This is a genomic window from Bacillus cereus group sp. N31 (genome assembly GCF_016483245.1).
GTDB lineage: Bacteria > Bacillota > Bacilli > Bacillales > Bacillaceae_G > Bacillus_A > Bacillus_A toyonensis.
Window position 1 is genome coordinate 318,262 of sequence record NZ_JAEHCH010000001.1, and the last position, 18,514, is coordinate 336,775.

Here is an 18,514-nt window from a genome sequence, read left to right on the forward strand (position 1 = left end):
ATGAAGAAACCTGAATTGTTAGTAACGCCAAGAGCGGTGGCGGATATCGAACCTCTTGCGAAAGCAGGAGCAGATGCAGTAATGATCGGTGAACAAAAGTTTGGTTTACGTTTAGCAGGGGAATTTTCACGTGAAGATGTAAAAAAATCTGTTAAAATTGCACATGAAAATGGTGTGAAAGTATACGTAGCAATGAATGCTATGTTCCATAATGATAAAGTAGAAGAATTAACAGATTACGTTGCATTTTTAAACGAAGTACATGTAGATGCAATTGTCTTCGGAGATCCAGCGGTATTAATGGCTGTTCGTGAAGTAGCACCAAATATGCAACTGCACTGGAATACAGAAACGACAGCAACAAATTGGTTCACTTGTAACTACTGGGGTCAAAGAGGAGCGAAGCGTGCTGTATTAGCTCGTGAGCTTAGCTTAGATGAAATTGTTGATTTAAAAGAAAATGCTGAAGTGGAACTTGAAGTGCAAATTCACGGTATGACTTGTATGTTCCAATCGAAGCGTTCGTTAGTAGGAAACTACTTTGAGTATCAAGGACGTAATCTTGACGTTGAAAAGAAAAAATATGAAGAGAATATGTTTTTATATGACCCAGAGCGTAACAATAAATATCCAATTTATGAAGATGAAAATGGTACTCACATTATGAGTCCGAATGATATTTGTTTCATCGATGAATTAGAGGAACTAATCGAGGCTGAAGTTGATAGCTTAAAAATCGATGGTGTACTAAAAAGCTCTGAATACATTATTGAAGTAACGAAGAAATATCGTCAAGCGATTGATTTGTGTGTGGAAGATCGTGATGCGTATTATGACGTGAAAGATGATCTATATAAAGAAATAGAAGAAATGCAACCAGTAAATCGTCCATTAGATACAGGATTCTTCTTTAAAGAAACGGTTTACTAAACGAGGAGGGTGTAGGAAATGACTGTACAAGAAATTTCACGAGTGATCGATGGTAAGCGCGTTATTGTGAAGAAACCTGAACTGTTAATCCCTGCGGGTAACTTAGAAAAATTAAAAGTAGCTATCCATTATGGGGCAGATGCTGTATATTTAGGTGGACAAGAATTTGGTCTTCGTTCTAATGCAGGTAACTTTACGCTAGAAGATATGGCAGAAGGCGTTGAATTTGCAAAGAGATATGGAGCGAAAATATACGTAACAACAAATATTTTCGCACATAATGAAAATATGGACGGGCTAGAGGAATATTTAAAAGGGATTGAAAAGGCTGGTGTAACGGGAATTATCGTTGCAGATCCGCTTATTATTGAGACGTGTAAACGTGTAGCGCCTTCTGTTGAGGTGCATTTAAGTACACAACAATCGCTATCCAACTGGAAAGCAGCACAGTATTGGAAAGAAGAAGGTTTACATCGTCTTGTATTAGCTCGTGAAGCAAGCTATGAAGAAATGAAAGAAATTAAAGACAAAGTGGACATTGAAATTGAAGCATTCGTCCATGGTGCAATGTGTATCGCATATTCAGGAAGATGTACATTAAGTAACCATATGACAGCGCGTGACTCTAACCGTGGTGGTTGTTGTCAATCTTGTCGCTGGGACTATGACTTAGTTCAAACGGTATCACAACATAAAGATGCAAAAGAGCTTCCTTTATTCCAAGAAGAAGATGCTCACTTTGCGATGAGTCCAAAAGATTTAAATTTAATCTTGTCAATTCCGAAAATGATTGAAATTGGAATTGATAGCTTAAAAGTTGAAGGACGTATGAAATCTATCCATTACGTAGCGACTGTAGCAACTGTATATCGCAAAGTAATTGATGCGTATTGTGCGGATCCGGATAACTTTGAGTTTAAACAAGAATGGTTAGATGAGCTTGATAAATGTGCAAATCGTGATACAGCTCCTGCATTCTTTGAAGGGGTTCCAGGACATCAAGAGCAAATGTTTGGAAATCATAGTAAGAAAACAACGTATGATTTTGCTGGTTTAGTGTTAGATTATAATGAAGAAACGGGCATCGTAACGCTTGAGCAACGTAATCACTTCAAACCAGGACATGAAGTGGAGTTCTTTGGACCAGAAATAGAAAACTTTACGCAGACGGTGGAGAAAATTTGGGATGAGGATGGAAACGAATTAGATGCAGCGAGACATCCGTTGCAAATCGTAAAATTCAAAGTGGATCAACCAGTGTATGTGAATAATATGATGCGCAAAAACATACTTCAATAAGAAAGAGTGGTAGTCGAATGGGGACGAATAAGCCTGTTGTAATTGGAATCGCTGGTGGTTCAGGATCAGGAAAAACAAGTGTAACGAAAGCGATTTTTGACCATTTTAAAGGTCATTCCATTTTAATCTTGGAGCAAGATTATTATTACAAAGATCAAAGCCATTTACCGATGGAAGAGCGTTTAAAAACAAATTATGATCATCCGCTTGCGTTTGATAATGATCTGTTAATTGAACATTTGCAGCAGTTGCTTGCATATGAGCAAATTGATAAGCCTGTATATGACTATACATTGCATACGCGTTCAGAAGAAATTATTCCAGTTGAGCCGAAAGATGTAATCATTTTAGAAGGAATTCTTATTTTAGAAGATCCACGTCTTTGTGAGTTGATGGACATTAAGTTATTCGTTGATACAGATGCAGATCTTCGTATCCTGCGCCGCATGCAGCGTGATATTAAAGAGCGCGGTCGTACGATGGATTCAGTTATTGATCAATACGTAACTGTTGTGCGTCCAATGCACAATCAATTTATTGAGCCTTCTAAGAAATTTGCGGATATTATTATCCCTGAAGGTGGACAAAACCATGTTGCAATTGATATTATGGTGACAAAAATTGCAACAATTCTTGAACAAAAAGTAAATTTGTAATAGCATAGTAAAAGATATACGATAGGAAGGGATTTTTTCCCTTCCTATCGAATACAATGAAGCATGCAACCTCATCTATATATAGGTGAGGGCATATTTATATCAACTTTCCATACATATCTTCTTTAAAAGAAGAATTGGAAATACGGGGTTGTATGTGACAACTCCGCTAGTGCAAGGGTACTAGAAACCTCCGCTAACAATGGAAGCGGAGGAGTTTTCATATGGAACTCCTCTTTTTTCGGGGGATTGGTATATAAAAGGAGTGGAAAATATGTCAACAGAAAAAACATACCCTATGACGCAAGAGGGTAAGCAAAAATTAGAGAACGAAGTTGAGCAATTAAAAACAGTAAGACGTAAAGAAGTAGTAGAGCGTATTAAAATCGCGCGTAGCTTCGGCGATCTTTCTGAGAACTCTGAGTACGATGCAGCGAAAGATGAGCAAGCGTTCGTAGAAGGACGTATTACACAATTAGAAAACATGATTCGTAACGCAGTTATCATCGAAGATAATGGCGAAGAATCTACTGTCGTTACATTAGGTAAAACAGTAACATTTAAAGAATTACCAAATGGAGATGAAGAAGCTTACACAATCGTAGGTAGCGCGGAAGCTGACCCATTCGAAGGAAGAATTTCTAACGATTCTCCAATCGCAAAGAGCTTATTAGGTAAGCAAATTGGTGAGAAGGTAGCAATTCAAACGCCAGGCGGAGAAATGCAAGTAGAGATTATCTCTGTTAAATAATAAAAATCACTCGTGTAAAAACGAGTGGTTTTTTTATTTGTATAAAAGGTTAAACACCTCGTCCAAACTATAATAGACGAGGTGTTTTTTTATGAAAATAAGACAGAGAATTACAGTTGTTTTAATTTGTTTTATATGTGTGATGTTTTTATTACTTTGTCGTTTACTCCAAATACAGATTATAGATACTGAATCTTTTACTGATCGAAATATTAATTTAATCGAAAGAAGCGTTACACAACGAACACAATCACTTACAGTAGATAATGGAAGAGGACATTTTACAGATCGGAATGATAAAGAAATTGGTGAAGAGAAATACCCAGTTTTAATTATTTTTCCTTTTTTACAAATAAAAAATGACATGTTAAAGAAAATTGCGCATATCATTGGTGTGTCGAGACAAGAGATCAAAATACAAATGAAAGATAAAAAAAATGCATTTATACTCCAAAGAGGAAATGAGCCATTTCCTTTAGTACGAGAGCAGATGGAGAAGATTAATCAATTAAATGTATTGGGCATTGTAGCGGCTGAAGTTCGATTAAAACAAACTGGAGGGACAAATCATTTAGTGGGTGAAGTGGGGGAGAATGAACGAGAATTCCAAAAGCGATATGGAGAAGTAGAAAAAATTTCAAAACAAACCCCAATTGGTATTTCCGGATTACAGCAATCTTTTGATGAATTTTTATTAACTGATGGAGAGGCAAAAGTATTGTATCAAGTGGACCGGCAAGGAGAACCGATTTTTGGAAAACAGGCGAAATACACTTCGCCAGGAAATCCATTTTATCCAGTTACAATTCAAACTACTTTACATAAAGAGTTGCAGCAAGAAGCAGAAGAGACAATTGAAAAAAGTGAAATAAAGAAGGGGGGATTAGTATTACTTGATGTAAAAACAAATGAAATACTAGCGATGGTTAGCAAACCATCTTTACAGGTTAAAAACGAAAGATTATATAAAGCTACACTTGAAAATCAAATGTTAACACCGCATTTTCCTGGTTCTGTCTTTAAAACAGTAGTTGCAGCGGCAGCGATTGATCAAAATATAAATGTATTGAATCGCACATTTAATTGTAATAAAGATTTATATGGTGAAAACGACCCACAAGTTTTGATGGGAACACTTAGTTTTAAAGGGAGCTTTGCTAGAAGCTGTAACAGGGCATTCTCACAGTTAGGTAACGAGCTAATACAAAAGGATAAGATGGTGTTAGAAACGTACGTAGCGGCTTTAGGAGCAGTTGGAAAGGTTGGTTGGAACGGTTCGGTATTTCATACATCGCGTTTCGAGCAAATGCCAGAGGAGAAGAGTGCTATTATCTGGGGGAGTGAGGAAAATAAGACTAGTAAAAAAGCGGTAGCGCAAACAGCAATTGGACAGAAAGATGTACGTATATCACCTCTAGCAATCGCTAATATGATGGCGACGATTGCTAGGAATGGAGAAAAAATGGAAGTGAAAGCTGTTAAAAAAATAGTGTATAAAAATGGAAGTGACTTTTTTACATTTGAAAACCATAAATTAAATGGAAAACAGCTTTCTTATGAAACAGTAAAAACATTACAAGAGTTATTAAGAGGCGTTGTAACAACAGAGAAAGGAACAGGAGCAGCATTCAAGTCGTTGCCACTAAGTGTCGCTGGAAAATCTGGGACAGCACAAACAGGAAAAGGGATGAAGGTCAATCGCTGGTTTGCAGGTTATTTTCCATATGAAAATCCAAGATATGCTTTAGTTGTCGTTGATATAGAAACGGACAGCAGTGTAAATAAAGTCACATCCATTTTCAAAGATATCGTAGAAGAAATCCATCGATTAGAGAATGAAAAGTAATCTTGCAATTCATAGTGAAATGTTTTCATTTCATGAAAATATTATTGTAAATGTTCAACCTTTCTAGATTTAATGTTACAATAGCAAGTATGAAAAACTGCATGGAGGTTTGAAGAATGGCAGGAGGATCTAGATTCCAACAGAAACAACAAAAACGTCGTCAAAACGGTGTTTTAAATATTGCAATCGCTATTGTATTAGTGGCAGTAGCTATTGTAGCATATCAATTGTTCGTTCCTGACACAAAAGAGCAAGCGTCTTCTAATGATAAAAAGGTAGCTCAGCAAACAACAAAAGAAAATAAAGCTGAGAAAGCTAAAGGTAAAGAAGAGACGAAGAAGGACGAACAAGAGAAGGCAGAGGCTAAGAAGAAGGAAGAAGAAGAGAAGCAAAAGGCTGAAGAAGAAAAGCAAAAAGCTGAAGAAGAAGCGAAAGCTAATGAGAAAGTGGCAGCTGAAAAAACACAGCCAAAGGCAACAGATGCTTATACGAAACCTTCTTGGAAGCCAGTAGGTACAGAGCAAGGTGCAACACCTGCGATGACGTTTAACAAAGGTACAGCAGATTGGAATGAGATGAATCAAGCGATTTCCGCTGCAATTGACGTTCCGGTAGAGCAATTAGTTATTCATAGAATCGGAAATAACGGTAAGAATAAAGCTTACGGAAACGTACAAGATAAGCAATCAGGTAAAAAATATTATGTAAATATTGATTGGGTAGAAAATGAGGGCTGGAAACCAGTGCTTGTTCAAACTCTAAACTAAAAAAGAGAAGCTCCTAGGAGCTTCTCTTTTTTAGTTAGCGTAATTTCTTTAATTTAAAATGAACAACCGCGCTGTAATACGGTCTTTTGCTTTCGGGATCCATAACCATTTGATGCGAGATGTGATGAACTTCAAGCATAAGTGCTTTATTATTATCAATTTGTTCACTAATTTTTCTTTCTAAGGAAGCTAAGTCTCCCGCTTCAAAAAATTCTATTTTATCTTCTAACATTTCAAAGGTAAATGACATGAAGATGCCCCCTCTCCTATGTAATCAACTACAGTGTAACAAAGAAAAGAAGGAAATACCATGTGCATTTCAATTGACATTTTTAGAAAGAGGGAATATCATACTGATAAAACCGATAAGAAAAAGGGGAATTTTTATGGGCACAGAATTTAATGGTTTATTTGATGAGTGGGCTCATACGTACGACTCATTCGTACAAGGCGAAGATATACAATATAAAGAAGTTTTCGCCCATTATGAGGACATTTTAGAGGATGTAGTTAACAAGTCATTTGGTAACGTATTAGAATTTGGTGTTGGTACTGGCAATTTAACAAATAAATTATTACTTGCCGGTCGTACAGTTTACGGTATAGAACCGTCGCGTGAAATGCGCATGATTGCAAAAGAGAAATTGCCAAAGGAATTTTCTATTACAGAAGGTGATTTTCTTTCGTTTGAAGTTCCGAATTCAGTTGATACCATTGTAAGCACCTATGCATTTCATCATTTAACAAATGATGAAAAAAATGTAGCTGTTGCGAAGTATAGTCAATTGCTAAACAAAGGTGGTAAAATAGTGTTTGCTGATACGATATTTGCAGATCAAGATGCATATGATAAAACTGTTGAAACAGCAAAACAAAGAGGTTTTCACCAGTTAGCAAACGATTTGCAAACGGAATACTATACACGTATTCCGATCATGCAGACTATATTTGAAAACAATGGCTTCCATGTAACGTTTACGAGATTAAATCATTTCGTTTGGGTAATGGAGGCAACTAAGCAATAGAAAGAGGGATTAGATTGAGAATTGCTGTAATTGGAGCAATGGAAGAAGAAGTACGTATTTTACGTGACAAATTAGAACAAGCAAAAACAGAAACGGTTGCGGGTTGTGAATTTACGAAAGGACTATTAGCAGGACATGAAGTAATCTTGTTAAAGTCTGGTATTGGTAAAGTAAATGCAGCGATGTCAACGACAATTTTATTAGAAAAATATAAGCCTGAAAAAGTAATTAATACTGGTTCAGCTGGTGGATTCCATCATTCTCTAAATGTTGGAGATGTAGTTATTTCAACAGAAGTTCGTCACCATGACGTAGATGTAACAGCATTTAACTATGAATATGGTCAAGTACCAGGAATGCCACCTGGATTTAAAGCTGATGAGGCATTAGTTGCATTAGCTGAGAAATGTATGCAAGCTGAAGAGAATATTCAAGTTGTAAAAGGTATGATTGCAACAGGTGATTCATTTATGAGTGATCCGAACCGCGTTGCAGCAATTCGTGATAAATTTGAAAATCTTTATGCAGTAGAAATGGAAGCGGCAGCTGTTGCACAAGTGTGCCACCAATACGAAGTTCCGTTTGTTATCATCCGCGCACTTTCCGATATTGCTGGTAAAGAATCAAATGTTTCATTTGATCAATTTTTAGATCAAGCAGCCCTTCATTCTACAAACTTTATCGTAAAAGTACTAGAAGAGTTAAAGTAATGTAACAAAAAGGCAACTGTCTCATATAAAGAAAATACATACAGTTGCCTTTTCTTTATTGGCAAATAAGGGGGAGAACACGATGAATGTATATCGTGGAGTTCATGAGTTAATTGGTCATACACCAATTGTAGAAATTACTCGGTTTTCACTTCCAGAAGGGGTCCGTTTATTTGCGAAGCTTGAATTTTATAACCCAGGCGGAAGCGTTAAGGATCGTTTAGGAAGAGAATTAATCGAAGACGCGCTAGAAAAAGGGCTTGTCACGCAGGGTGGAACAATTATTGAACCGACTGCTGGAAATACTGGTATTGGACTGGCACTTGCAGCGTTAGAACATGATTTACGCGTTATTGTTTGTGTACCAGAGAAATTTAGTATTGAGAAACAAGAATTAATGAAAGCGCTAGGCGCAACAGTCGTGCATACACCGACTGAGCAAGGAATGACCGGAGCAATTGCAAAAGCAAAAGAGTTAGTAAATGAAATACCGAATTCATACTCTCCAAGTCAGTTTGCGAATGAAGCAAACCCACGTGCTTATTTCAAAACATTAGGTCCTGAACTTTGGAATGCATTGAATGGAGAGATTAACATATTTGTTGCTGGAGCAGGAACCGGCGGTACATTCATGGGAACTGCGTCTTATTTGAAAGAAAAAAATATAGATATTAAAACAGTTATTGTAGAACCAGAAGGATCTATTTTAAATGGTGGTAAAGCTGGTTCACATGAAACAGAAGGAATTGGTCTTGAATTTATTCCACCATTTTTGAAAACATCTTATTTTGATGAAATTCATACGATTTCTGATCGAAATGCATTTTTACGAGTAAAAGAATTAGCCCAAAAAGAAGGACTTTTAGTTGGGAGCTCTTCAGGAGCAGCATTTCATGCAAGTTTACTGGAGGCAGAGAAAGCAACACCAGGTACAAATATTGTAACGATTTTTCCTGATAGTAGTGAGCGCTATTTAAGTAAAGACATATACAAAGGATGGGAATAAAAAATGAGAGCAAAGACAAAGTTAATTCATGGTATTCGCATAGGAGAACCTTCAACTGGATCTGTAAACGTACCGATTTATCAAACAAGTACGTATAAACAAGAAGCAGTTGGTAAGCATCAAGGATATGAATATTCACGTACAGGCAACCCAACACGAGCAGCTTTAGAAGAAATGATTGCCGTATTAGAAAACGGTCATGCTGGATTTGCATTTGGTTCGGGAATGGCTGCTATTACAGCAACAATTATGTTGTTCTCAAAAGGTGATCACGTTATTTTAACAGATGATGTTTATGGGGGAACGTATCGTGTTATTACGAAAGTATTAAACCGCTTCGGTATTGAGCATACATTTGTAGATACAACAAACTTAGAGGAAGTTGTAGAAGCAATTCGTCCAAATACGAAAGCGATCTATGTGGAAACACCAACGAATCCACTACTAAAAATTACTGATATTAAGAAAATATCTACTCTTGCTAAAGAGAAAGATTTATTAACAATTATTGATAATACATTCATGACGCCATATTGGCAGTCGCCGATTTCTTTAGGAGCAGACATTGTACTTCATAGTGCAACGAAATATTTAGGAGGTCATAGTGACGTAGTTGCAGGTCTAGTAGTGGTAAATAGCCCACAACTAGCAGAAGACCTTCACTTTGTACAAAACTCAACGGGAGGTATTCTTGGACCACAAGATAGCTTCTTACTACTTCGCGGTTTAAAAACGTTAGGAATTCGTATGGAAGAACATGAAACGAATTCACGCGCAATTGCTGAATTCTTAAATAATCATCCAAAAGTAAATAAAGTATATTATCCAGGCCTTGAATCACATCAAAACCATGAATTAGCAACAGAACAAGCAAACGGATTTGGTGCTATCATCTCATTTGATGTAGATAGTGAGGAAACATTAAATAAAGTACTTGAGAAACTGCAATACTTTACACTTGCTGAAAGCCTAGGAGCAGTCGAAAGTTTAATTTCTATCCCATCTCAAATGACACATGCATCAATCCCAGCAGATCGTCGTAAAGAATTAGGAATTACAGATACATTAATTCGTATCTCTGTCGGAATTGAAGATGGTGAAGATTTAATTGAAGATTTAGCACAAGCGCTAGCATAATAAAAATGCACTGCTAATGTGGAGCAGTGCATTTTTATTATGTTTATTTGTGAAATATTTCACAAATTAGACATACACAAATGAAATGATTTCATGTATATTGAATTCATGAAATGTTATTCACGAATAAATTTGTGAAATATTTCACAAACAATGGAATTCATGTAGGACGGTAACTCTATTTTTTTTCGCTAATCGGGACTTCTTATGACCTATAGGGACTTATAAAGACCGTGATAACAGAATAGGAGGAAATTTACATGGTAGTCAAAGAGAAAGTTGTAAATGAAATGCAAGAGGTAAAAGAGATGATTGATACGTTAGTAAATAACGGTCAAGAAGCTTTACAAGCATTAGAAAGTTTTACACAAGAACAGATTGACAACATTGTTCATGAAATGGCACTAGCAGGTGTTGATCAACATATGTCGCTTGCAAAATTGGCTGTTGAAGAAACAGGCCGTGGTGTCTATGAAGACAAATGCATAAAAAATATTTTTGCCACTGAATATATTTGGCATAGCATAAAGAAAGATAAAACGGTAGGAGTTATTCATGAAGATCCTCATGAAGAAATAATAGAAATCGCGGAACCAGTCGGTGTAGTAGCTGGAGTAACGCCAGTAACGAATCCAACGTCAACAACAATGTTTAAAGCATTAATTGCGATAAAAACGAGAAATCCAATTATTTTCGCATTTCATCCTTCTGCACAAAATTGTTCCGTTGCAGCGGCCAAAACAGTATATGATGCAGCGGTGAAGGCGGGTGCGCCAAAGCATTGTATTCAATGGATTGAAAGACCATCTGTCGAAGCGACGAAACAATTAATGAACCATGATGGTGTCGCACTCGTTCTAGCAACTGGAGGCGCTGGTATGGTGAAATCGGCTTATTCTACTGGTAAACCAGCACTAGGTGTAGGTCCTGGTAATGTACCGTGTTATATAGAGAAATCAGCACATGTAAAACGAGCTGCTAATGATTTAATTTTATCGAAAACATTTGATAACGGTATGATTTGTGCATCGGAACAGGCAATCATTATCGATAAAGAAATTTATGATGATGTTAAAACAGAAATGATTGCAAATAATTGTTACTTTGTAACAGAGGAAGAGAGAAAGAAATTAGAAAAGCTCGTTATAAATGAAAATACATGTGCAGTAAATAGTGATATTGTAGGGAAATCTGCACAGTATATTGCCGAATTAGTTGGGATTACTGTGCCTGAACATACAAAAATACTTGTAGCTGAAATTAAAGGAATTGGGGCAGCGTATCCACTATCTCGTGAGAAACTGAGCCCAGTATTAGCTTGTGTAAAAGCGAATTCATTAGAAGAAGGATTTACATATTGCGAAGAAATGTTGAATCTTGGAGGTTTAGGGCATTCAGCAGTCATTCATTCTACAAATAAAGAAGTACAAAAACAATTTGGTTTACGTATGAAAGCTTGCCGTCTTATTGTAAATGCACCTTCATCACAAGGCGGAATAGGTGACATATATAATGGGTTTATTCCATCGCTTACACTTGGTTGTGGTTCATACGGGAAAAACTCAGTTTCTCAAAACGTAACAGCGACTCATTTATTAAATATAAAAAGGCTGGCAAATAGAAAAAAGAATATGCAGTGGTTCAAGTTGCCACCAAAAATTTATTTTGAAAAACATGCTACGGCGTATTTAGCAAATATGCCTAACATTTCACGCGCATTTATTGTAACGGATCCAGGAATGGTTGAGCACGGCTATGTAGACACAGTTACGCACTATTTACGTAAGCATGCAAATGATGTGAAAGTTGAAGTGTTCTTTGAGGTCGAGCCAGATCCGTCAGATGAAACTGTTTTTAAAGGTGCGGAAATGATGAGAAGCTTTAAGCCTGATGTAATTATTGCACTTGGTGGCGGTTCAGCTATGGATGCGGCAAAAGGGATGTGGTTATTCTATGAGCATCCAGAAACATCATTCTATGGCATTAAACAGAAATTTTTAGATATAAGAAAACGTACATGTAAATATCCGGAATTAGGAAATAAAGCGCAGTTTGTTGCCATTCCAACAACATCAGGAACAGGGTCAGAAGTGACACCATTTGCGGTTATTACAGATAAGAAAAATAATATAAAGTATCCGCTTGCAGATTATGAATTAACACCAGATGTAGCGATTGTTGATCCGCAATTTGTAATGACAGTACCACCACATGTAACAGCAGATACTGGTATGGATGTTTTAACACATGCAATTGAGGCGTATGTGTCTGTTATGGCAAATGACTATACAGATGGATTAGCATTAAAAGCTATTGATCTCGTATTCAAATATTTACCGAGAGCATATAAAGATGGAAATGATGAAGAAGCAAGAGAAAAAATGCATAACGCTTCTGCAATTGCAGGGATGGCATTTGCAAATGCTTTCCTCGGTATTAATCACAGCTTAGCACATAAGATTGGACCAGAATTCCATATTCCGCACGGACGCGCAAATGCCATTCTAATGCCGCACGTAGTCCGCTATAATGCTATTAAGCCAAGAAAACACGCATTGTTCCCAAAATATGAGTACTTTGTGGCAGATGAAAGATATGCACATATAGCGAGAATGCTCGGGCTTCCAGCAAGTTCGGCAGCAGAAGGGGTGGAATCACTTGTCCAAGCAATTATTAAGCTTGGAAAAAGCTTGAATATTAATATGAGTATTATGGGGCAAGGAGTCGATAAAGAGAAATTTGAAGAGGTTGTTGGAGTATTAGCAGAACGGGCTTTTGAAGACCAATGTACAACAGCTAATCCGAAATTACCGCTCATTTCAGAGTTGAAAGAAATTTATATGGAAGCATATAAAGGTGTGGAATAGATAGGAAAGAGTCGCAATTAAGCGGCTCTTTTTCTTTTGGAAAACATCTCCCCGAATGGCTGCATTTACTTGTCTTTCAGTTTCATAGAATATGATACAGTGAAATGGAGGAGTGAGAATATGATGAAAGAATTACAAGGGAAAATAGAAGATTATACTCGGTTCGGACAGATCCTTCTCGCTGTAAGCACATTGTTAATGGTTGGCTTATTGATTCCGAATGGAGCAAAAGAAACGATACAATTTTTTGTTATGATGGGGAGCATCGTTATATTTTTAAGTTTATCGTTCTTTTTCTTTCAGCGTGTAAAAGTGATGCGTGACCAGTTGGAGGAAAATGAATGTGAGTAATAGTATTAAATAGAGCGCTACAAAAAGAAAGGATCTTTTTGTAGCGCTTTTTGTTTTTTTTGAAGAAAATGTATGCGTTTTTTTGTTGACAATGATAATCTTTATCAATTAAAGTAGAATAGTGGTTAATGATTATCATTATCAATTAGAGGTGGAAGAATGAAAAAGTCTATTACGCTATTTACAGCGATTTTATCTGTTTTTTTCTTATTAATAGGTTGCAATGCAAAGGAAAACGACAAAGCATCTGCAACCAAAACAGAAAAAGGAAAAGAAAAAATCGAAATTACCGACCTATCGGGAAGAAAGGTAACATTCGATAAAACACCAGAGAGCTTTGCAACATTAAGTATGGGTGATATGGATATTATTCATGCTTTAGGCGGAAAGATTATAGGTCGTCCAGATACGAAATTAACTCTTCCGGAGGAGTTAAAGAAAGCGCAAGTAATTGGGAATGCACATCAGCCGAATTTTGAGCAAATTGCTAGCTTAAAGCCAGATGTACTTGTTGCTAACAATGGATTCCAAAAGAGTGTTCCAACGGTTGAAGGTCAAGGGACGAAAGTAGTCATTTCTACTGCAAATTCTGTACAAGATATTCAAAAGAATATTGAAATATACGGAGCAGTAATGAAGAAAGAAGATAAAGCAAAAGAACTGAATCAAAAAATGAATGATCAAATGAAGAAATATGAGAAAAAGAGTGATGTGAAAGCATTGCTAGTGTATGGAGCACCAGGAACTTATTTAGCGGCATTACCAACATCTCTGTCAGGTGACATTTTAGAGAAAACGGGCGGAAAAAATATTGCAGCTGGTTTTCCAGAAATGAAAGAATATCCGCAATATGCACAGCTAAGTGTAGAACGTATTATTGAGGCGAATCCAGATGTAATTTATTTAATTACACACGGAGACCCGAATAGCGTGAAAAAAGCATTTGAAGGCGAAATGATGAAAAATGAAGCGTGGAAAAATTTAGATGCAGTAAAACAAAATCGTGTAGTTATTTTACCACCAGACTTATTTGGATCAAATCCTGGAACAAAAGTAACAGAAGCTATGGACTTTATGTATAAAAGTATACAAGATGTAAGGAAATGATAAGTATGGAGAGTAATGAAGTAGTAAGAGAAAAGGAACATCCTTTTGCGAAAAAAAGATGGGGAATAGCAGTTATTTTAGTCGTATTAACGATTCTAGGTCTTTTTTACGGTCTTTTCGCGGGAAGTTTATCCTTTTCTTTACGAGACATCCTAACAGGGATGCAAGATGAAGGTTCGATAGTTCATCGAATTGTATGGGATCTTCGTATACCAAGGGTGCTCGTTGGATTTATAGTAGGAACGTGTTTAGCGGCATCAGGTGCATTATTGCAAGGGGTTATGAGAAACCCTCTTGCAGACCCTGGTATTATCGGGGTTTCATCTGGAGCGGGTCTTGTAGCAATTATAATTATGATTTTATTTCCTCAGCACATGGCTTTTTTACCGCTAGGGGCGTTTTTAGGAGCTTTCATCACAGCAATGGTCATCTATGCTTTATCATGGCAAAAAGGGGCACCACCTTCAAGAATTGTCTTAGTAGGTGTGTCGATTAATGCATTGATTGGTGCAGCAACGTCAGCATTAATGTTATTACATAGTGACAAAGTACAATCTGTTTTACCGTGGTTAGCTGGTGGCATTGGTGGTGTAAGCTGGGCACATTTAAATATGATTATTTATTATGCGATATTTGCTATTATATTAGCCTTCTTTGGTATTAAGCATATTCGAGTATTAATGCTTGGAGATGAAATGGCAAAGTTATTAGGACATAACGTGGAAAAAAGTCGTTTTTATTTAATCGTAGTAAGTACATTATTAGCTGGAATAGCAGTTAGTGTTTCTGGACTTATTGGGTTTGTCGGTCTTGTTGTACCGCATATGCTACGTTTATTAGTTGGAAATGATTATAAATATTTGCTGCCTCTATCATGTCTTGGCGGCGGGGTATTACTTGTTTTTGCGGATGCGATAGCTCGAAGTTGGTTCGATCCAATCGAATTGCCTGTTGGTATTTTATTAGCCTTCTTAGGTGGTCCGTTCTTCTTATATTTAATTCATAGAGGAGGAAAACAACGTGATTTCCGTTGAAAAAGTGTTTTACGCACATTCTGAAAGATTTCAAATGCAAAATATGAATGTACATATTAAAGCTGGAGAAGTTGTTAGTTTAATTGGACCGAATGGATCGGGGAAATCTACTTTGCTTCGTTTAATGGCAAGGCTACTTAAACAAAGCGAAGGGGAAATCATTTTAGATGGGAAAAATATTCATACGATGAAGAGTGCCGATGTAGCGAAGCAATTAGCGATGTTACCACAAATGCATGATCATCAATTAGATTTAACAGTGAAAGAATTAATTGAATTTGGAAGAGGCCCCCATAAATCATGGAGTGTTCGCTTAAATAAAGAAGATGAAGAAATTGTTAATTGGGCATTGTCTGTTACAAATCTTGAAGGGTATGAATATCGTCTTTTACAATCTTTATCAGGAGGAGAAAGGCAGCGTGCTTGGATTGCAATGACGCTAGCACAACGCACGAATGTTTTATTATTAGATGAGCCAACAACTTTTTTAGATATCGTTCATCAGTTGGAAGTAATGGAACTTGTGAAACGATTAAATGAGGAGTTTGGTATGACAATTGTAATGGTTTTACATGACATTAACCAAGCTACTCAATATAGTGATCGTTTACTCGTATTAAAGCGAGGGAAGATTCAGTATGACGGTGTACCAGAAGAAGTATTATGTCATGAAATGTTTCAATATGTATTTGGTATAGAAGTGGATATTTTTCAAGGAAGTGACAAACCATTTTTTACACCGAAACGAATTTCAAAAAAAGGAGAAGAGCGATGCATACAGAAGAGCGTATTACCACTGAGTTAGTAAGAGAATTTGTTATGGCAGCTCACGGAAATTTAGAAAAAGTACAGGAACTGTTGGTTGAATCGCCCAGCTTACTTCATGCCTCTTACAATTGGGGCGGATCAGATTGGGAAAGTGCCTTAGGAGCATCGGCACATGTAGGTCGTAAAGATATTGCTCTTTATTTACTGGAAAAGGGTGCTCGCATGGATATTTTTGCTGCAGCTATGCTTGGAGAGTTAGAAGTTGTACAAGCTATTTTAGTAGCACAGCCAGAAGCATTACGTGCATCTGGCTCACATGGTATTTCCCTTCTTCAACATGCGCGAATGGGTGGAGAAAAAGCACAGCGTGTGTTTGATTACTTAACAGTGCTCTCTTAATGACCGCAAAAGTTCTTATGTGCGGTAAACTTTTCACTTTCAAATAATTGAAAAGTTTACCGCCCGTTAGAACGGGATAAGTATCTAGTATATTTGAAAATCCTACACCCCCCTCAATTGTAGTTTTCTTTGTGCTAGTTATGATATGGATGCAGTAGACAATATTTGTCTACTGCTTTTTTTATCGGGTAAAAGAATGAACATTCTGCATTTTTTGTTTCGTTCATTTATAATAGGTAGTAATACTTATTATACATGTAAAATATGGTCGTGAAATAAAGAACACATTAGTGGGAAGGAGTGCAGAAATGTTTCATACAGATCGTTTACAAGTTCGCAAATATACAATGGATGATTTACAGTTCTACGCTTCACTATGGGGAAACGAGAAGGTAATGCGCTATATTGGAAATGGGACGTTAAAAACATATATGCAATGCAAAAAAAGCTTGGAGGAGTGGGTAATTCCTAATTATAAAAATGGTCTCGGTTTATTTGTAATGATTGAAAGGGAAACGGGAATACGAATTGGTCATGCGGGACTAGTAAAGCAGAAGATAGATGGAAAAGAGGAAATTGAAATTGGTTATTGGTTACTTCCTCAGTATTGGGGAAAAGGGTATGCGAAAGAAGCAGCTGCGGCATTTCGAGACTACGGTTTCCAAGCATTACAAATGAATAAATTAATTTCTCTTATTAATCCGAACCATCCCGCCTCAATATTTGTTGCTAGAAAAACAGGGCTTAGTTATGAGAAAACAACTTCATTTCAGGGGATGGATGTTCTTGTTTATTCGATTAAGCGAGTTGGATGAAAAAAGGTAAATTGCATCTTTTGAAGAATGGTATATAAAAATAAAGGGGGGATTACATGTATATTTACCATAATGGGCTTATTATCCGTGAAGGAACGAATGGAGTACCAGCATATGCAATTAAAACTTTATTTGAAGATGCCGGTTGGAGTAATGATAATATCCCTTCTTGGCAAATTGAAAAATTTACGCTTGCATTTGAAAATTCAACATGGGCTTTCACAATTTGGGATGAAGAAGAAATGGTTGCGATGGTTAGAGTGATTTCTGATCAAATGATGGTTGCTAACATAGTAAATTTGGTTGTGAAGTGTGAGTATAGGGGGAAAGGATTGGGTAAGAAACTTGTAGCTCTTTGTTTACAAAAGCTTCCCCATGGTGATTGGTTTGCACATACATCTGCGAACAATTTTGATTTTTATAGAAGTTGTGGATTTGAAGTTAGAGAGTTATCCAGAAATGGTACATGTGCGTATTATGGATACCAAATCGCAAAAAGAGATGGTCATCGGTAAATGGGTGAAAAGTAAAGAAATACAGTTATAAGTATTTCTAATTATTTTTTGTAATAGAAAATGAATTAAGACTCATTTCATGATAAAATGAAAGGAAATTCAGTTTATTATTAGGGGGATAAAAATGAGTATAAAAGTTGGGGAAGTATTTAAATATGAAAGAAGATTTACTGAGGAAGAAGTTTTCGAATTTGCAAATATTACAGGTGATAAAGGGAGACATCATATGGAATATGATGAGAATGGCCGATTAATGGTTCATGGTTTATTGACTGCTAGCATTGGAACGAAAGTAGGCGAAGAGTTACATTACATAGCAAGAGAATTAGTAAGTGAGTTTATTAGACCAGTTTTTACAGGGGATACGATTACTTGTGAATTAACTTTAACAAATATAGAGCAAATGGAAGGGTATAAAAAAGTTTCAATCGAATCAGTTTATCGCAATCAACATGAAAAGACGGTGCTAGTTGGGACAAGTTACGGGATTATACGAGAATAAAAAAGAAGCCTGTTTGAAGCAGGCTTCTT

At 36.6% G+C, this 18,514-nt stretch carries 20 protein-coding genes; 19 read left to right on the forward strand and 1 reads right to left on the reverse strand.

Annotation, left to right across the window (positions count from 1 at the left end; translation table 11 throughout):
• The 6 genes from JDS81_RS01675 to JDS81_RS01700 all read left to right on the forward strand — a co-directional run bounded on the left by JDS81_RS01675 (position 1) and on the right by JDS81_RS01700 (position 6,249).
• Positions 1-930, forward strand: a complete 930-nt coding sequence (locus tag JDS81_RS01675) for a peptidase U32 family protein (RefSeq protein ID WP_097952891.1) — start codon at positions 1-3, stop codon at positions 928-930.
• An 18-nt stretch (positions 931-948) separates the two neighbouring features.
• Positions 949-2,229 (forward strand): peptidase U32 family protein, encoded by a 1,281-nt coding sequence (locus JDS81_RS01680; RefSeq protein ID WP_097952893.1) that lies wholly within the window; start codon positions 949-951, stop codon positions 2,227-2,229.
• Positions 2,230-2,246: 17 nt separating this feature from the next.
• Complete coding sequence (udk, locus tag JDS81_RS01685) at positions 2,247-2,885, forward strand: uridine kinase (RefSeq protein ID WP_000537080.1); 639 nt, start codon at positions 2,247-2,249, stop codon at positions 2,883-2,885.
• 274 nt (positions 2,886-3,159) lie between these two features.
• A complete protein-coding gene (greA, locus tag JDS81_RS01690; RefSeq protein ID WP_000102593.1) occupies positions 3,160-3,636 on the forward strand; it encodes a transcription elongation factor GreA in 477 nt (158 codons plus the stop codon).
• Positions 3,637-3,727: 91 nt separating this feature from the next.
• Complete coding sequence (locus JDS81_RS01695) at positions 3,728-5,482, forward strand: peptidoglycan D,D-transpeptidase FtsI family protein (protein ID WP_097952895.1); 1,755 nt, start codon at positions 3,728-3,730, stop codon at positions 5,480-5,482.
• Between the two features lie 116 nt (positions 5,483-5,598).
• The gene (locus JDS81_RS01700; protein WP_000897105.1) at positions 5,599-6,249 is read left to right on the forward strand and encodes a YrrS family protein; all 651 of its coding nucleotides are present in this window, start codon (positions 5,599-5,601) and stop codon (positions 6,247-6,249) included.
• Positions 6,250-6,283: 34 nt separating this feature from the next.
• On the opposite strand, the gene JDS81_RS01705 is transcribed toward JDS81_RS01700, so the two are convergent.
• Positions 6,284-6,499 carry a YrzA family protein gene (locus JDS81_RS01705; RefSeq protein ID WP_000010979.1) on the reverse strand — a complete coding sequence of 72 codons (216 nt, stop codon included), beginning with the start codon at positions 6,497-6,499 and terminating at the stop codon, positions 6,284-6,286.
• A 136-nt stretch (positions 6,500-6,635) separates the two neighbouring features.
• On the opposite strand from JDS81_RS01705, the gene JDS81_RS01710 reads away from it, so the two are divergent.
• The 13 genes from JDS81_RS01710 to JDS81_RS01770 all read left to right on the forward strand — a co-directional run bounded on the left by JDS81_RS01710 (position 6,636) and on the right by JDS81_RS01770 (position 18,485).
• Positions 6,636-7,274, forward strand: a complete 639-nt coding sequence (locus tag JDS81_RS01710) for a class I SAM-dependent DNA methyltransferase (RefSeq protein WP_097952897.1) — start codon at positions 6,636-6,638, stop codon at positions 7,272-7,274.
• Between the two features lie 14 nt (positions 7,275-7,288).
• Positions 7,289-7,984, forward strand: a complete 696-nt coding sequence (mtnN, locus tag JDS81_RS01715) for a 5'-methylthioadenosine/S-adenosylhomocysteine nucleosidase (protein WP_001217044.1) — start codon at positions 7,289-7,291, stop codon at positions 7,982-7,984.
• A gap of 82 nt (positions 7,985-8,066) precedes the next feature.
• Positions 8,067-8,990: an O-acetylserine dependent cystathionine beta-synthase gene (locus tag JDS81_RS01720; protein ID WP_001103866.1), complete on the forward strand. Its 924-nt coding sequence runs from the start codon at positions 8,067-8,069 to the stop codon at positions 8,988-8,990.
• A 3-nt stretch (positions 8,991-8,993) separates the two neighbouring features.
• Positions 8,994-10,127, forward strand: a complete 1,134-nt coding sequence (locus tag JDS81_RS01725; protein ID WP_001201921.1) for a bifunctional cystathionine gamma-lyase/homocysteine desulfhydrase — start codon at positions 8,994-8,996, stop codon at positions 10,125-10,127.
• A 260-nt stretch (positions 10,128-10,387) separates the two neighbouring features.
• Positions 10,388-12,994 carry a bifunctional acetaldehyde-CoA/alcohol dehydrogenase gene (gene adhE / locus JDS81_RS01730; RefSeq protein WP_097952899.1) on the forward strand — a complete coding sequence of 869 codons (2,607 nt, stop codon included), beginning with the start codon at positions 10,388-10,390 and terminating at the stop codon, positions 12,992-12,994.
• Between the two features lie 123 nt (positions 12,995-13,117).
• Positions 13,118-13,345, forward strand: a complete 228-nt coding sequence (locus JDS81_RS01735; RefSeq protein WP_033657341.1) for a YrhC family protein — start codon at positions 13,118-13,120, stop codon at positions 13,343-13,345.
• 159 nt (positions 13,346-13,504) lie between these two features.
• A complete protein-coding gene (locus JDS81_RS01740) occupies positions 13,505-14,452 on the forward strand; it encodes an ABC transporter substrate-binding protein (RefSeq protein WP_097952901.1) in 948 nt (315 codons plus the stop codon).
• Positions 14,453-14,457: 5 nt separating this feature from the next.
• The gene (locus JDS81_RS01745; protein ID WP_141559822.1) at positions 14,458-15,486 is read left to right on the forward strand and encodes a FecCD family ABC transporter permease; all 1,029 of its coding nucleotides are present in this window, start codon (positions 14,458-14,460) and stop codon (positions 15,484-15,486) included.
• Complete coding sequence (locus JDS81_RS01750) at positions 15,473-16,291, forward strand: ABC transporter ATP-binding protein (RefSeq protein ID WP_000626362.1); 819 nt, start codon at positions 15,473-15,475, stop codon at positions 16,289-16,291. The genes JDS81_RS01745 and JDS81_RS01750 overlap by 14 nt, the downstream gene beginning before the upstream one ends.
• Positions 16,258-16,653 (forward strand): ankyrin repeat domain-containing protein, encoded by a 396-nt coding sequence (locus tag JDS81_RS01755; RefSeq protein WP_097953037.1) that lies wholly within the window; start codon positions 16,258-16,260, stop codon positions 16,651-16,653. Before JDS81_RS01750 ends, JDS81_RS01755 begins: the two co-directional genes overlap by 34 nt.
• Before the next feature lie 308 nt (positions 16,654-16,961).
• A complete protein-coding gene (locus JDS81_RS01760) occupies positions 16,962-17,468 on the forward strand; it encodes a GNAT family N-acetyltransferase (RefSeq protein WP_000469138.1) in 507 nt (168 codons plus the stop codon).
• A gap of 56 nt (positions 17,469-17,524) precedes the next feature.
• Positions 17,525-17,983 (forward strand): GNAT family N-acetyltransferase, encoded by a 459-nt coding sequence (locus JDS81_RS01765; RefSeq protein WP_000276121.1) that lies wholly within the window; start codon positions 17,525-17,527, stop codon positions 17,981-17,983.
• 124 nt (positions 17,984-18,107) lie between these two features.
• Complete coding sequence (locus tag JDS81_RS01770; RefSeq protein ID WP_000025016.1) at positions 18,108-18,485, forward strand: hotdog family protein; 378 nt, start codon at positions 18,108-18,110, stop codon at positions 18,483-18,485.
• Positions 18,486-18,514: the final 29 nt, after the last annotated feature.